Origin of the sequence: Bradyrhizobium sp. AUGA SZCCT0283 (assembly GCF_018130385.1) — a bacterium.
Taxonomy (GTDB): domain Bacteria; phylum Pseudomonadota; class Alphaproteobacteria; order Rhizobiales; family Xanthobacteraceae; genus Bradyrhizobium.
Genome location: NZ_JAFCLU010000015.1, coordinates 108182 through 123089 on the forward strand (window position 1 = coordinate 108182; position 14908 = coordinate 123089).

The window sequence follows — 14908 nt, forward strand, 5'->3', positions numbered from 1 at the left end:
CAATCAGGCAAACTTCTTCTGGACTTCTGCCGACACGTTCGCCGGCGCTTCAGCGTAGTGATCGAATTGCATCGTAAAGGTCGCGCGTCCCTGGCTCATCGAGCGCAGGTTATTCACGTACCCGAACATGTTCATGAGCGGCACCATCGCGTTGATGACGTTGGCGTTGCCGCGCATATCCTGACCCTGGATCTGGCCGCGCCGCGAATTCAGGTCGCCGATGACGGAACCGGTATAGTCTTCCGGGGTCACCACCTCGACCTTCATGATCGGCTCGAGCAGAACGGACTTGCCCTTCTGCAGCGCTTCGCGGAATGCCGCGCGCGATGCGATTTCGAAGGCCAGCGCCGAGGAGTCGACGTCGTGATACTTGCCGTCGACCAGCTGGACCTTGACGTCCACCACCGGGAAGCCGGCGACGACGCCCGAGCCCATCACGCTGTTGAGGCCCTTTTCGACGCCGGGGATGTATTCCTTCGGCACCGCGCCGCCGACGATCTTCGACTCGAACTCGTAGCCCTTGCCGGGCTCGTTCGGCTCGACGATGATCGACACTTCGGCGAACTGACCGGTACCACCGGTCTGCTTCTTGTGCGTGTACTTGACTTCAGCGCGCTTGGTGACCCGCTCGCGGAACGCCACCTGCGGCGCACCGATGTTGGCGTCGACCTTGTAGGTGCGGCGGAGGATGTCGACCTTGATGTCGAGATGGAGTTCGCCCATGCCCTTGAGAATGGTCTGGCCGGACTCCTGGTCGGTCGACACGCGGAACGACGGATCTTCGGCCGCGAGCTTCGCCAATGCCACGCCGAGCTTTTCCTGGTCGGCCTTCGACTTCGGCTCGATCGCGATTTCGATCACCGGCTCCGGGAATTCCATCTTTTCAAGGATCACCGGCTTGTCGGGATCGCACAGCGTGTCACCGGTGCGCGCTTCCTTCAGGCCCGCCAGTGCCACGATGTCGCCGGCATAGGCTTCCTTGATATCCTCGCGGTTGTTCGCATGCATCAGCAGCATGCGGCCGATACGTTCTTTCTTCTCGCGGGTCGAATTGATCACGCCGGTGCCGCTGGCAAGAACGCCGGAATAGATGCGGCAAAAGGTGATGGTGCCGACGAACGGGTCGTCCATGATCTTGAACGCGAGCAGAGCCAGCGGCTCCTTGTCGTCGGCCTTGCGGACGACTTCGTTGCCGTCATCGTCAATGCCCTTGATCGCGGGCACGTCGATCGGCGACGGCAGATAATCCACCACCGCGTCGAGCAGCGGCTGCACGCCCTTGTTCTTGAAGGCCGAGCCGCACAGCACCGGATAGAAGGCGCCAGTCAGCACGGCTTTACGGATCAGCCGCTTCAGCGTCGCCTCATCGGGCTCCTTGCCGTCGAGATAGGCCGCGAGCGCGTCGTCATCGAGTTCGACGGCGGCTTCCAGCATCTTCTCGCGGTATTCCTTCGCCTTGTCGGCGAGGTCGGCCGGAATATCGATGTCCTTGAAGTTGGCGCCGAGCGCCTCGTCTTCCCAGACCACGCCCTTCATGCGGACGAGATCGACCAGACCCTTGAAGTTGTTTTCGGAGCCGATCGGAAGCTGGATCGCAATCGGCTTGGCGCCAAGGCGGTCGACGATATCGTCGAGACACTTGTAGAAATCGGCGCCGGTCTTATCCATCTTGTTGGCGAAGACGATGCGCGGAACGCGGTACTTGTCGCCCTGACGCCACACGGTCTCGGTCTGCGGCTCAACGCCCTGGTTGGAATCGAGCACGCATACCGCGCCGTCGAGCACGCGCAGCGAACGTTCGACTTCGATGGTGAAGTCGACGTGGCCGGGGGTGTCGATGATGTTCAGACGCTTGCCGTTCCAGAACGCGGTGGTCGCAGCTGAGGTGATCGTGATGCCACGCTCCTGCTCCTGCTCCATCCAGTCCATCGTCGCGGCACCTTCGTGCACTTCGCCGATCTTGTGGCTCTTGCCGGTGTAATAGAGGATGCGCTCGGTGGTCGTGGTCTTACCGGCATCGATATGCGCCATAATACCGAAGTTGCGGTAGTTCTCTATGGCATGAACGCGGGGCATGGGCTGTTCCTTAAATCCGTTCTTCGCCGTTACCAGCGATAATGCGAGAAGGCACGGTTGGCTTCCGCCATCCGGTGCACGTCTTCACGCTTCTTGACGGCGTTACCCCGATTGTTCGACGCGTCGAGCAGCTCGGCCGAGAGCCGCTCCGTCATCGTCTTTTCGTTGCGCTCGCGCGCTGCAGTGATGATCCAGCGAATGCCCAGCGCCTGACGGCGGACCGAGCGCACTTCGACCGGCACCTGGTAGGTGGCGCCACCGACGCGGCGCGACCGCACTTCGATGGTCGGCATGACGTTTTCCAGCGCCTGCTCGAAAACCGGCAGCGGCCCCTGCTTGGTCTTGGTTTCGATCATGGCGAGCGCGCCGTAGACGATGCTCTCGGCGGCGGACTTCTTGCCGTCGTACATGATCGAGTTCATGAACTTCGTGATGATGATGTTCCCGAACTTCGGATCCGGGTTCACTTCACGCTTTTCAGCAGAATGGCGACGAGACATCGATTCTGTTCCTGATTACTTCGGACGCTTCGCGCCGTACTTCGAACGACGCTGCTTACGGTTCTTGACGCCCTGGGTATCGAGGACGCCGCGGAGGATGTGGTAGCGCACGCCGGGCAAGTCCTTGACGCGGCCGCCGCGGATCATGACCACCGAGTGCTCCTGAAGGTTATGGCCTTCACCCGGGATGTAGCCGATCACTTCGAAGCCGTTGGTCAGGCGCACCTTGGCGACCTTACGAAGCGCCGAGTTCGGCTTCTTCGGGGTCGTGGTGTAGACGCGCGTACAAACGCCGCGCTTCTGCGGCGACTGCTGCAGCGCCGGCACCTTCTTGCGTGACTTCTGCACCGCACGCGGTTTTGCGATCAGCTGGTTGATCGTCGGCATGTCAGCCTTCACCCTTTAGTTCGCGCGAAACCTTGAATGGCTTTCGCAAATTCTTCTCGGAACTAGCCGTTCCGTTCGGCCCGCCTTGCGTGAAAAAAACTTCCACGCAAAACGAAATCACGCCAACCACTCATCGCTGAGCGGAAAGCGCTTCGACGCCACAGAGGACCGCAATTGAAGACCGATCAGCTTTCGCTGTCCGGCCTGCTACCGAGGTCATGCATCCGAATTCACTCTCAAGAGAACGTGCTCAAGAGAACTAAAATCGTCCTGGCAGTGCCTAGCAATATGATCGACAGCGTTTGAGCGGCATTCGTCGAGGTTGGTGCCCGTCCAGGTCCTTTAGGAAACTTCCGTAAGGATTTGAAAGGGTGTTCCGTTCCGACGCTGGCGTTGCTCACCGCCTGTCGTTAAGTGGCCGTCTTCTATAAGCGGTGGATAGCTAAGTCAAGCGAAACGAGAACGCTGGAAATGCCTATGGCGTCTGCGGATTCAGCGCTTCCCGCGAATTCGGGAAGTCCGAAATGGCGCCGCCCCATCCTACCCTAGAGTCGGGCCAGTAGCAAATTTTACCCGGGTAAATATATCCAGAAACAAGATTCCGGCGGGCGCCGGCCCAGAGTCGGCTGTCTGGCTAAGCCTTTATTTGCCATTCGGGGGGCAAAACTAGCAATTCGAGGCCGGGATTCCCCATGAAGTATACCGACATCGCGATCATCGGCGGCGGCCTTGCCGGCTCGACCGCGGCCGCCATGCTCGGACGCGCGGGAATTCCAACTGTTCTGATCGATCCGCATCAGGTCTATCCGTTCGACTTCCGCGTCGAAAAAATCAGCGGCGACGAGCAGCTCGGCCGCTTCTACCAGACCGGAATCGCCGATTCGGTGCTTCGCTCGGCCACCCATGACGGCGAAAACTGGATCGCGCGATTCGGCTACCTGCTCGACAAGAAGCCGAGCCGCCAATACGGCATCATGTACGACGCGCTGATAGGCGCGATTCGCGCCGAAATCGCAGCCCCCGCTGAACTCATCTGCGCCAAGGTGACCGATGTCTCGACCAGCGCGGAGCGGCAGAAGCTCACGCTGTCCGACGGCGAAACGATCTCGGCGCGCCTGGTGGTGCTGGCCAATGGCCTGAGTGTCGGGCTGCGCCGCAATCTCGGCATCGAGCGCCAGATCATCAGCGTCAGCCATTCCATCTCGATCGGCTTCGACCTGGTGCCGGTCGGCCGCCCGGCCTTCGAATTTCCCGCCCTGACCTACTTTTCGGAAAGGGTAAAGGAGCGCGTCGCCTATGTGACGCTTTTCCCTATCGGAAGCCGGATGCGGGCCAACCTCTTCGTCTACCGCGAGGTCGACGATCCCTGGCTGCGCGAGATGCGGCGCAAGCCGGTCGAGACCATGAACGCCGCGCTGCCGAGGCTGCGCCGCATCATCGGCGAATACGGCGTTGCCGGCGACGTCACGATCAGGCCTGCCGACCTCTATGTCTCGACCGGCTATCGCCAACCCGGCGTCGTTTTGGTGGGCGACGCCTTTGCGGCCACCTGCCCGGTTACCGGCACCGGCACCGACAAGGTGTTCACTGACGTCGCCCAGCTCTGCAACGTCCATATCCCCGCCTGGCTTGCGACCGAGGGCATGGGGGCGGACAAGATCGCTTCCTTCTACGACGATCCGGTCAAGCAGGCGTGCGACGCCTGGTCGATGGCAAAAGCCGTCAGCTTCCGAAAAGTCACGATCGAGAACGGGCTATACTGGCGTGCGCAGCGCTGGGCGCGCTTCCTGGCGTGGTTCGGCGAAGGCTGTTTGCGGCGGATGCGAAACGGGATCAGCGCGGGGTCAAACCGCCGCGCTCACTCCTCGTCATCATCCTCGTCATCGTCTTCATTGTCGTCGTCGGCCTGACCGTCCGCCTGGTGCGGCGTATGGCCCTGGTCGTCCCAGAGCTTGCGATAGACGCCGTTGGCCGCGAGCAACTGCGCATGCGAGCCGCGCTCGATCGCCTTGCCGCCTGAAATCACGATGATCTCGTCCATCTCGACCACCGAGGTCAGACGGTGGGTCGACCAGATCATGGTGCGCCCCTCCGCCACGTTGAGAAGCGTACGGTTGATCGCGGCTTCGGTGGTCTGGTCGAGCGCCGACGTCGCCTCATCGAGCAGCAGCAGCGAGGGATTGCGGATGATGGCGCGCGCGATCGCGATGCGCTGGCGCTGGCCACCCGACAGCGTGTCGCCGCGCTCGCCGACCGGCGTGTCGTATTTCTGCGGCAGGCTCATGATGTAGCTGTGGATCTCGGCCTTGCGCGCGGCGGCCACGACCTCCTCGTCGCTGGCGCCTTCCTTGCCGAGCCGGATGTTCTCCCGGATCGACATGTTGAACAGCATGTTCTCCTGGAACACGACCGCCATGCTCTTGCGCAGGGATTCGCGGGTCACGCGGCGGATATCGACGCCGTCGATCGCCACCCGCCCCTCGTCCGGCGTGTAAAGACGCAGGATCAGGTTGAGCAGCGTGCTCTTGCCCGAGCCGCTGGGACCGACGATCGCGATGCGCTTGCCGACATTGAGCTTGAGGCTGAAATTGTCGAGCACCGGCGTCTCGCTGCCTTCGTAGGCGAAGGTGACGCGGTCGAAGGTGATGTCGTTGGTGATGCGCGGCAAATCGGGCGCGCCCGGACGATCGGCGCCGCGCGTCGGCTCATCCAGCAGTTCCTGGATGTGCCGCACCGCCGCCGCCGACTGGATCGACACCGGAATGAAATGCATCAGATGGGCGATGTTGTAGGACACCTCCCAGAACGCGCTCTCGAAGGTGACGAAGGTGCCGATGGTGATCTGGCCCTTGGTGGCGAGATAGGCGCCGATCGCCAGCACCACGAGGTGCAGCAGCAATACCGAAATGGTGACGGTGCGCTCCACCATCGTGGAGAGGAAGACGGCGGACGCGGTCTTGATGCGCACTTCCTGGTTGCGCATGGTGAACCAGCCGAGCGTGCGGCGCTGCAGACTGAACGCCTTGACCACGGCCTGCGCCGCCACGTTTTCCTGCACCGTGCCGAGCAGTGCCGATTCATTGAGCTTCTGCTCGTAATTCGCCTGCACCGCCTTCGGCGTCAGGATCCGCGGCCCGATCAGCGTGATCGGGAATACCAGCAGCGCGACCGCCGCAAGCTGCCAGTTCAAAAACAGCATCAGGACGATGCCGGCGATCAGTTCGAAGAACGGCAAGGCGGCGCTGTTGGCGAAGGTCTTGACCGAGCCTTCGAAGGCCGCAAGGTCGATCGAGAAGCGCGAAAGGATTTCGCCGCGCTTGGTGCGGGCGAAATACGAGGACGGCAGGTTCTGGACGTGCTCGAACAGCCGGCTCCGCACGTCGGCAATGATGGACGCCGCCAGCCGCGCGTCCCAGCGCTCATACCAGACCGCGATAATCGAGGTGATGATGCCGGCAGCCGCGAGCACGCCGAGGATCTTGTAGAGCGCCTGAAAGTCCTCCTCGCCGAGCGCGTCGTCGATCAGGAATTTCAGGCTGAGCGGCATGATGACGTTGAACAGCGTCTCAACGAGAACGCCGAAGGTCACGAAGGCGAGCAGCTTCCGGTAATTGGCCAGATACGGCCGAACGAAGCCGTAGATGGTGGCCATCGCACCGGCGGCTTCCTTGGCGGTGAAGACGACAAGGTCCTCGTCATCATCATCGTCGTCGAACTCCAGCTCGTCCTCTTCGTCGTCCTTGTCATCGTCGGGGGGCACGCCGGTCGTCTTGCCACCCGCCGCGGGCGCGGCGGCAGCGCCGGGCGCGAGCTTCTTCGCAAGCTCAGGATCATCCGCTGGCGCGGGATTCTGCTCATCCGAGGGAGGAGGCTTGGGCGCCATGAAACCAACCGATGCTGCACGGCCGGCATGACCGCAAATCGAACGCGGCAGCGGCGAGCGCTACCGCTACGGATTCTATGCGATCGGGATCAATTCGGCAAACATTTGGCGCGACCGACGCTGATTCATCAGAGCCGGACGCGCCTAAAATACAACCGGTCGGACCTCAATCGTCCGACTCGACCTTGTCAAAAAACGAATAGCGCAGGCTGTCGGCGTCGGCGTACCACTGCCCCGGCCCCTTGTTGGCAGCCAGCGTCGCCGCCCACACCGCATCGGTGCAGTCGCGGCGGTGCATCGAGAGGTCGAATCCGTTGCCGAAGAACAATTCAGACCATTCCCACCAGGTGCCGAGCTTCTTCACGCCGCGCAACAGGTCATAGCGGTCGATCAGTGCGGGGGCCATGTCCGACGTCACCGACCCGAACACCAGGCCGGTCTTCACGACGCGGTTGAGCTCGCGCACCGCCCGCGGGACCTGCTTTTCGGCGACGTGACACAGGCTCGTCTCGAACACGAAATCGAATTCGTCGTCCTTGAACGGCATGTCGGCGATGGAGCCGAACTTGTTGTACTTTTTCAGCGCCTTCGGCGTTTTGGCGTGGATCGCTTTGTTGTTTTCGATACCCCAGGCATCGATGCCGCGCTCGCGGAGCGCGCCGAGCAGTTCGCCGCTGGCGGAGCCGGCAACGAGCAGCTTGTAGCCCTTGGTCCTGTTCCAGACGATCTTGATCAGGTCCGTCAGATAGGCTGGATCGGTAAACTGGCTCCAGACTTCGCTGTAGGGGCCGACGCCACGGTAATTCTCGAAATAGCTGCGGTCGATCTTGTCGGACAATACCCCCCCGCCCTGCTGCGCGCGGGCGCGGCGCAACCGCATCATCTCGGTCACAATGATATCGGTGGCGGCGTCGGAGGAGTCGAGCAGACCGTTCAGCGTCGAATCGAACAAATAGTCGCCGACCACCACGATCCCGGGGTGTTCCTTGGGCTCAGGACGGTGGTTGGTCATGACATCGCGCACCGGCAGGCCGCCCGGCAGCGCATTCACCGACGACAGCCAGCGGTGAATCTTGCCTTCCAGGAAATGCTCGCGGGCGTTGCCGAACGAAGCCGGCAGCGACTTGAGCGCGGCGTCGATCAGTTCCTGGTCGCTGAGATTGGCGAACGCCAGCGCATCCGAGCCGGCGATCAGCCAGTTGAGCACGCCGTGCCTGCCGACATCGTGGCGCGCGCCTTCGTTGTATACACAGCAGCCGCCGAACGCTTCCGACATGAACCAGGCGCCGGGGATTTTCTCGCCCCAGAACGGCTCGTCGAACAGGATCGAAACTCGCAGATAATGCGCTGGCCGGTCGAAATAGGCGACGTGCTTGACCATCGACTTGCGCAGCTCTTCGCCGTCCCAGCCCATGGTCGCGAGCCAGGAATGCGGCAGGCACATCAGCACGAGGTCGAAATCGCGCGTCTCCGGGCCCTTGCCGTTCATCATGTTGAGCTGGTAGCGGCCAGCGTCGGTCTTGCCGACCTTGAGCACGCGATGGTTGAGCTGAATGTCAGCGTCGACTTCGGAGCGCAGGCACTCGATCAGCTGCTCGTTGCCGTTCTGGATCGAATACAGGCCGATATAGCCCTCGACATCCATCACGAAGTTCTTCAGCGCATTCAGGCCGTTGGTATTGTGGCTTTCGGTCGCGATGTCCGATCGCGCCATCACCTTGAAGAAGCGCTTGGCGGTGGGATCGTCGACGAACTTGTCGAGCAATTCCTCGCAGGTCATGTAGGCCCAGGGATGCTCGTTGTCGTGCGCGCCGACGCCTTCGTAATACTCGATCGGCGACACCATGTCGGTGCAGCGCTTGCGGAATGCTTCGATGGCGGCGGCGGTCTTCGCGCCATATTTGCGGCGCATGCCCGGCACGTCGTTGAGCAACTCGCCGTCGAGGTGCACCTGCTCGGCGTCCATCGGTATCGTCTGCAGGCCGAAATGCTGGATCAGTTCCCGCAACGGATCCGGGCCGGTCATCGAATAATCGTAGATTTCGGCGACGCCGGCCTCGTACATCGCCGGCGCGGAATCGAATTTGCGCGAGACGATCTTGCCACCGACGCGGTCGGACGCCTCGTAGATCGTGACGCGGCAGAGATCGCCGAGCTTTTTCTTCAAATACCAAGCGCTCATCAGCCCGCCCGGGCCGCCGCCTACGATTGCAAGATCCAACATGTCTTTCCCGTCGCCCTCCGGCCCCCCTGCCTTCGAAGCAGCCGGTCTAAACCGCATTAGCAAAAGCGCTTTTCACCCTGAAGGGAAGATGAACAAAGCAGGTCCTCGCAACGCAGCAATGAAAGAAAGCAGCAAAATGGCCGCCTTGTGCCGGCCTTTTGTCTTCGCACCGTATTCTTGCGGAAGCCTTACTCCGCCAGCGGAAGGGCCAGCCGTTTCCGTCCCTGGAGCCGAAGCCCTGGGTGCGGCCACCTAACCGCTATGGAACGCCTTGCCGGCGAGCAGGCTGACCAGCTCCTGCTGGCGCGAGAGGCCGGTCTTGGACAGCACGGCCTTGAGCTGGCTGCGTACCGTCTCCCGGTTGACGCCGGTCGCGTCGGCAAGTGTATCGATGGTTTCGGCCTGGCCGATGCCCCGCGCCACGCGCGCTTCCGCCGGCGTCAGGTCGAATAGGCCTTGCAGGACCTCCGCGGTCGGCACCAAGGCGCGATCGACCGGCGTCACCACCAGCAGCGCGGTGGCCTGGGTGAAGATATCGCGTGCGGAACCGCGTACTGGGATGACATGCAGCACCATCGGGACATGACCGACCGTCGCGGCGACCGGTATGGACTTCACGGTCCGGCTACCGGCAAGAGGCAGCGCGCCGAGCGCTTCGGCGAGCAGCGCATCGGCGGCAACGTCCGTTATCGTCATGTGCTGGGCGCGATCCTGAAACAGCGAAGGCATCAGCGCATCGAACAGGCCGTTTGCCGCGAACACCCGGCCGGGCCCGCGCAACACCGCGCCCGGCAAACCCAGCGCCTGCAAGACGTCAACCTGAGCAAGTGCGCGCTCGAAGCCAAGGCGGTTTGCTGCAAGGGAAGCCCGGGCCAGATGCGGCCGCAGTCCATCCAGCAGATCGACGACCTCTCGCGGCACCGGGCCATGGTCCTGATGCCGCGGCATCACGATCGCGATTGAATCGCCGCTCGGCATCGGAATCAGCGTCCCCGCCCGGTAACCAATGCCGTGTTTGCGGTAGAAGTTGCAATAGACTTCGTTGGTCGCAATCTCCTCCTCCGAGAGGAGGTCATAGTCGGTGACGAAGCCCGCATGATTCAGGGCGATGGCGCGCGGCAGATTGGGATCGCGTTCGCTCCATCCGTCTTTCAAGAAAACCGGCATGAGCTGGTCATATTCGACAGAATTGACCGCGCTTGTGTAGCCGTCCCGCACGCCGAATAGAAAGCCGCCGTTGCCGCCGACCGCTGCACCGAGTTCGCCAAGCAGAGCTGGCCAAAGCGAAGGTACCAGCCCGGCTTCATAAATGCGGTCGATCAGACGTTCTGAATCAATGGATGCGTTCATGGGGAATCGAAGGGACTGTCAGGCCAGACATCACGCCGTGACTTGGTAGCACGTGTCACCCTTATGGGTGAAGCACGGGTCACGCCGTTGAAAAAGCAAAAGCCGGCTTCGCAGCCGGCTTTCTTGTTGATTGGAACTTCTTGTTGAGCAGTACCCGGCGGAACCCCTACTCCGCCGGCGGCAACGCCAGCGGTTCCGCTTCCGGCGCGGTCGGCACGATCGCAGCCTGCTTCTCGCGCTCGTCGAGGATCAGCTTGTCGCGCTTGACCGCGACTTCGCGGATCTTGGCCATCGAGGCGCCGGTGCCCGCCGGGATCAGCCGGCCGACAATGACGTTCTCCTTGAGGCCTTCCAGCGGGTCCACCTTGCCGTTGACGGCGGCTTCGGTGAGCACGCGGGTGGTCTCCTGGAACGAGGCCGCCGAGAAGAACGAGCGGGTCTGCAGGCTCGCCTTGGTGATGCCGAGCAGAACCGGCGTTCCTGTGGCGGGCTTCTTGCCCTCTTCCTTGGCCTTGACGTTGAGCGCGTCGAACTCGATCTTGTCGACCTGCTCGCCCGAGATCATGTCGGTGTCGCCCTGGTCGGTGACCTCGACCTTCTGCAGCATCTGACGGACAATCACCTCGATGTGCTTGTCGTTGATGAGCACGCCCTGCAGCCGGTAGACTTCCTGGATTTCGTTGACCAGGTAGGCAGCAAGTTCCTCGATGCCCTTGATCGCCAGGATGTCGTGCGGCGCCGGATTGCCTTCGACGATGAAATCGCCCTTTTCGACGATATCGCCGTCCTGCAGATGGATGTGCTTGCCCTTCGGGATCAGGTACTCGCGCGGCTCCTCGGTCTTGTCCATCGGCTCGATCGAGATGCGGCGCTTGTTCTTGTAGTCGCGGCCGAAGCGGATGGTGCCCGCGATTTCCGCGATGATCGCCGCGTCCTTTGGCTTGCGGGCCTCGAACAGTTCGGCCACCCGCGGCAGACCGCCGGTGATGTCGCGGGTCTTGGCGCTTTCCGTGGAGATACGCGCCAGGATGTCGCCGGCCTTGACCTTGGCGCCGATGTCGACCGACAGGATGCCGTCGACCGACAGCATGTAGCGGGCATCGCCGCCACGTGCGAGCTTCAGCACCTTGCCGTCCTTGCCCTTCACCACGATGGCCGGACGCAGATCCGCCCCGCCCCGCGACGCGCGCCAGTCGATGACGACGCGCTTGGCGATACCGGTGGATTCGTCGAGCGTTTCCGAGATCGACTGCCCCTCGACCAGGTCCTCGAACCCGATGGTGCCTTCGACTTCGGTGAGCACCGGACGGCTGTACGGATCCCATTCCGCGATGCGCTGGCCGCGCTTGACCATATCGCCTTCGTCGACGTGCATGCGCGCGCCGTACTGAATGCGGTGGGTCGCACGCTCGGTTCCGTCGGCATCGGTGATCGCAACGACCATGTTGCGGACCATCGCGACCAGGTGACCTTCGCTGTTCCTCGCGATGGCCTTGTTCTTGATGGTGACCTTGCCGTCGAAATTCGACTCGACGAACGACTGCTCGTTGATCTGCGCCGCGCCGCCGATGTGGAACGTGCGCATCGTCAGCTGCGTGCCGGGTTCACCGATCGACTGGGCGGCGATGACGCCGACCGCTTCACCGTGGTTGACCGGCGTGCCGCGGGCGAGATCGCGGCCATAGCACTTGCCGCAAATGCCGTTGACGAGTTCGCAGGTCAGGGCCGAACGGATCTTCACTTCCTGGATGCCGGCCTGCTGGATGGCGTCGACATGCGTCTCTTCCATCAGCGTGCCGCGCTTGACCACGACCTTGTTGGTCGCGGGATCGCGCAGGTCCTCGCCCGTGGTGCGGCCGAGGATACGCGACGCCAGCGACGCGACAACCGTGCCGGCATCGACGATGGCGCGCATCTTGATGCCGAGCTTGGTGCCGCAATCGTCCTGCGTGATGATGCAGTCCTGCGCCACGTCGACCAGACGGCGGGTCAGGTAACCGGAGTTCGCGGTCTTCAACGCGGTGTCCGCGAGGCCCTTGCGGGCGCCGTGGGTCGAGTTGAAGTATTCGAGCACCGACAGACCTTCCTTGAAGTTGGAAATGATCGGCGTCTCGATGATTTCACCCGACGGCTTCGCCATCAGGCCGCGCATACCGGCGAGCTGACGCATCTGGGCCGGCGAACCGCGCGCGCCCGAATGCGCCATCATGTAGATCGAGTTGATGTCGGCGTCGGCGCCCTTCGGCGTCTTCTTGGTCGAGGAGATTTCCTTCATCATCTCCTTGGCGATTTCTTCGGTCGCCTTCGACCAGGCGTCGACCACCTTGTTGTACTTCTCGCCATGGGTGATCAGGCCGTCGTTGTACTGCTGCTCGAAATCCTTCGCCAGCGTACGGGTGGTGTCGACGATCTTCCACTTTGAGTGCGGCACCACCATGTCGTCCTTGCCGAACGAGATGCCGGCCTTGAACGCGTTGTAGAAGCCGAGCGCCATGATGCGGTCGCAGAAGATCACCGTCTCCTTCTGACCGCAGTGACGGTAGACCTGATCGATCACGCCGGAGATTTCGCGCTTGGTCATCAGCTTGTTGATGATGTCGTACGAGATTTTCGGCGAACTCGGCAGCAGGTTGCCGAGCATGACGCGGCCCGCGGTGGTTTCGATCCAGCGCTTGGCCTGCTTGCCGGTCTCGTCGATGCCCTCCCACCGGTACTTGATCTTGGTGTGGAGGTGGATGACCTTCGAATGCAGGGCGTGCTCGAGTTCGGCCATGTCGCCGAAGATCTTGCCCTCGCCGGGCAGGCCTTCGCGCATGATCGACACGTAGTAGAGGCCGAGCACGATGTCCTGCGACGGCACGATGATCGGCTGGCCGTTCGCCGGGTGCAGGATGTTGTTGGTCGACATCATCAGCACGCGCGCTTCAAGCTGCGCTTCCAGCGACAGCGGAACGTGCACGGCCATCTGGTCGCCGTCGAAGTCGGCGTTGAACGCGGCGCAAACCAGCGGATGCAGCTGGATCGCCTTGCCCTCGATCAGGACCGGCTCGAACGCCTGAATGCCGAGGCGATGCAGCGTCGGCGCGCGGTTCAAGAGCACCGGATGCTCGCGAATGACCTCGTCGAGAATATCCCAGACCTCGGGACGCTCTTTTTCGACGAGCTTCTTCGCCTGCTTCACGGTGGTGGACAGGCCCTTGGCGTCGAGCCGCGAATAGATGAACGGCTTGAACAGTTCGAGCGCCATCTTCTTCGGCAGGCCGCACTGATGCAGCCGCAGTTCGGGACCGACCACGATCACGGAGCGGCCCGAATAGTCGACGCGCTTGCCGAGCAGGTTCTGCCGGAAGCGGCCCTGCTTGCCCTTGAGCATGTCGGCCAGCGATTTCAAGGGCCGCTTGTTGGCGCCGGTGATGACACGGCCGCGGCGGCCGTTGTCGAACAATGCGTCGACGGCCTCCTGCAGCATGCGCTTTTCGTTGCGGATGATGATGTCGGGCGCGCGCAGTTCCATCAGCCGCTTCAGGCGGTTGTTGCGGTTGATGACGCGACGGTAGAGGTCGTTGAGGTCAGACGTCGCGAAGCGCCCGCCGTCGAGCGGCACCAGCGGACGCAGGTCCGGCGGAATCACCGGCACCACGGTCAGGATCATCCACTCCGGCTTGTTGCCGGAATAGCGGAAGGCCTCGACGATCTTCAGCCGCTTGGCGAGCTTCTTGTGCTTGATGTCGGATTCGGTCTCGTGCATTTCCGCACGCAGGGACTGCTCGAGCTTTTCGAGCTCAAGCCCCTTCAACAGCTCGCGGATCGCTTCCGCACCGATCATGGCGGTGAACGAATCCTGGCCGTACTCGTCCTGCGCCTTCAGGTACTCGTCTTCCGAGAGCAACTGACGGTCCTTGAGCGCGGTCAGGCCCGGCTCCAGCACGACGTAATATTCGAAGTACAGGATCCGCTCGAGATCCTTCAGCGTCATGTCGAGCAGAAGGCCGATGCGGGACGGCAGCGACTTCAGGAACCAGATGTGGGCAACGGGCGCGGCCAGTTCGATATGGCCCATGCGCTCGCGCCGGACGCGCGACAACGTCACTTCGACCGAGCACTTTTCGCAGATGATGCCCTTGTACTTCATCCGCTTGTACTTGCCGCACAAGCACTCGTAATCCTTGATCGGCCCAAAGATGCGGGCGCAGAACAGGCCGTCGCGCTCCGGCTTGAAGGTCCGGTAGTTGATGGTCTCCGGCTTCTTGATCTCGCCGTAGGACCAGGACAGAATCTTCTCCGGGGACGCAATCGAGATCCGGATCTGGTCGAAGACCTGGGCCGGGGTCGTCGGATTGAAGAGATTCATAATTTCTTGGTTCATCGTCTTCTCCTCGCGTGCCGATCGTCACCGGCAGCAAATTCGAAATTCTTATTTGGCCGCGCCCCGCTCAACGTCCGAGCAGAGCGCGAATGTCCGGCCCATCTGCGAAGTTGCCTTCGCGG

General features: G+C 62.2%; 8 protein-coding genes. 1 reads left to right on the forward strand and 7 read right to left on the reverse strand.

Annotated elements, in window-relative coordinates; translation table 11 throughout:
- Positions 1 to 3: 3 nt before the first annotated feature.
- The 3 genes from fusA to rpsL are packed head-to-tail and all read right to left on the reverse strand — an operon-like array spanning position 4 to position 2963.
- Positions 4 to 2076 carry an elongation factor G gene (gene fusA / locus JQ624_RS21240; RefSeq protein ID WP_212420849.1) on the reverse strand — a complete coding sequence of 691 codons (2073 nt, stop codon included), beginning with the start codon at positions 2074 to 2076 and terminating at the stop codon, positions 4 to 6.
- A gap of 29 nt (positions 2077 to 2105) precedes the next feature.
- Positions 2106 to 2576 (reverse strand): 30S ribosomal protein S7, encoded by a 471-nt coding sequence (gene rpsG / locus JQ624_RS21245; RefSeq protein ID WP_212420850.1) that lies wholly within the window; start codon positions 2574 to 2576, stop codon positions 2106 to 2108.
- Positions 2577 to 2591: 15 nt separating this feature from the next.
- Positions 2592 to 2963 (reverse strand): 30S ribosomal protein S12, encoded by a 372-nt coding sequence (rpsL, locus tag JQ624_RS21250; RefSeq protein WP_108518071.1) that lies wholly within the window; start codon positions 2961 to 2963, stop codon positions 2592 to 2594.
- Positions 2964 to 3655: 692 nt separating this feature from the next.
- On the opposite strand from rpsL, the gene JQ624_RS21255 reads away from it, so the two are divergent.
- On the forward strand, positions 3656 to 4873 hold the full coding sequence (locus JQ624_RS21255; protein ID WP_212420851.1) for an NAD(P)/FAD-dependent oxidoreductase: 1218 nt from the start codon (positions 3656 to 3658) through the stop codon (positions 4871 to 4873).
- Here the strand turns inward: JQ624_RS21255 and JQ624_RS21260 are convergent.
- The 4 genes from JQ624_RS21260 to rpoC all read right to left on the reverse strand — a co-directional run bounded on the left by JQ624_RS21260 (position 4822) and on the right by rpoC (position 14786).
- Positions 4822 to 6846, reverse strand: coding sequence for an ABC transporter ATP-binding protein (locus JQ624_RS21260; RefSeq protein WP_212420852.1), 2025 nt, complete (start codon positions 6844 to 6846; stop codon positions 4822 to 4824). The genes JQ624_RS21255 and JQ624_RS21260 overlap by 52 nt on opposite strands.
- A 166-nt stretch (positions 6847 to 7012) precedes the next feature.
- Positions 7013 to 9070 (reverse strand): FAD-dependent oxidoreductase, encoded by a 2058-nt coding sequence (locus tag JQ624_RS21265; protein WP_212420853.1) that lies wholly within the window; start codon positions 9068 to 9070, stop codon positions 7013 to 7015.
- A gap of 252 nt (positions 9071 to 9322) precedes the next feature.
- Entirely contained in the window at positions 9323 to 10420 is a 1098-nt protein-coding gene (locus JQ624_RS21270; protein ID WP_212420854.1) for a helix-turn-helix transcriptional regulator, read from the reverse strand.
- 166 nt (positions 10421 to 10586) lie between these two features.
- On the reverse strand, positions 10587 to 14786 hold the full coding sequence (gene rpoC / locus JQ624_RS21275) for a DNA-directed RNA polymerase subunit beta' (RefSeq protein WP_212420855.1): 4200 nt from the start codon (positions 14784 to 14786) through the stop codon (positions 10587 to 10589).
- Between the last annotated feature and the right edge of the window lie 122 nt (positions 14787 to 14908).

Coding starts and splice junctions, on each gene's coding strand:
- fusA (WP_212420849.1), bottom strand. CDS start 2,076: ATGCCCCGCGTTCATGCCATAGAGAACTACCGCAACTTCGGTATTATG.
- JQ624_RS21260 (WP_212420852.1), bottom strand. CDS start 6,846: ATGGCGCCCAAGCCTCCTCCCTCGGATGAGCAGAATCCCGCGCCAGCG.
- rpoC (WP_212420855.1), bottom strand. CDS start 14,786: ATGAACCAAGAAATTATGAATCTCTTCAATCCGACGACCCCGGCCCAG.
- JQ624_RS21255 (WP_212420851.1), top strand. CDS start 3,656: ATGAAGTATACCGACATCGCGATCATCGGCGGCGGCCTTGCCGGCTCG.
- rpsL (WP_108518071.1), bottom strand. CDS start 2,963: ATGCCGACGATCAACCAGCTGATCGCAAAACCGCGTGCGGTGCAGAAG.
- JQ624_RS21270 (WP_212420854.1), bottom strand. CDS start 10,420: ATGAACGCATCCATTGATTCAGAACGTCTGATCGACCGCATTTATGAA.
- JQ624_RS21265 (WP_212420853.1), bottom strand. CDS start 9,070: ATGTTGGATCTTGCAATCGTAGGCGGCGGCCCGGGCGGGCTGATGAGC.
- rpsG (WP_212420850.1), bottom strand. CDS start 2,576: ATGTCTCGTCGCCATTCTGCTGAAAAGCGTGAAGTGAACCCGGATCCG.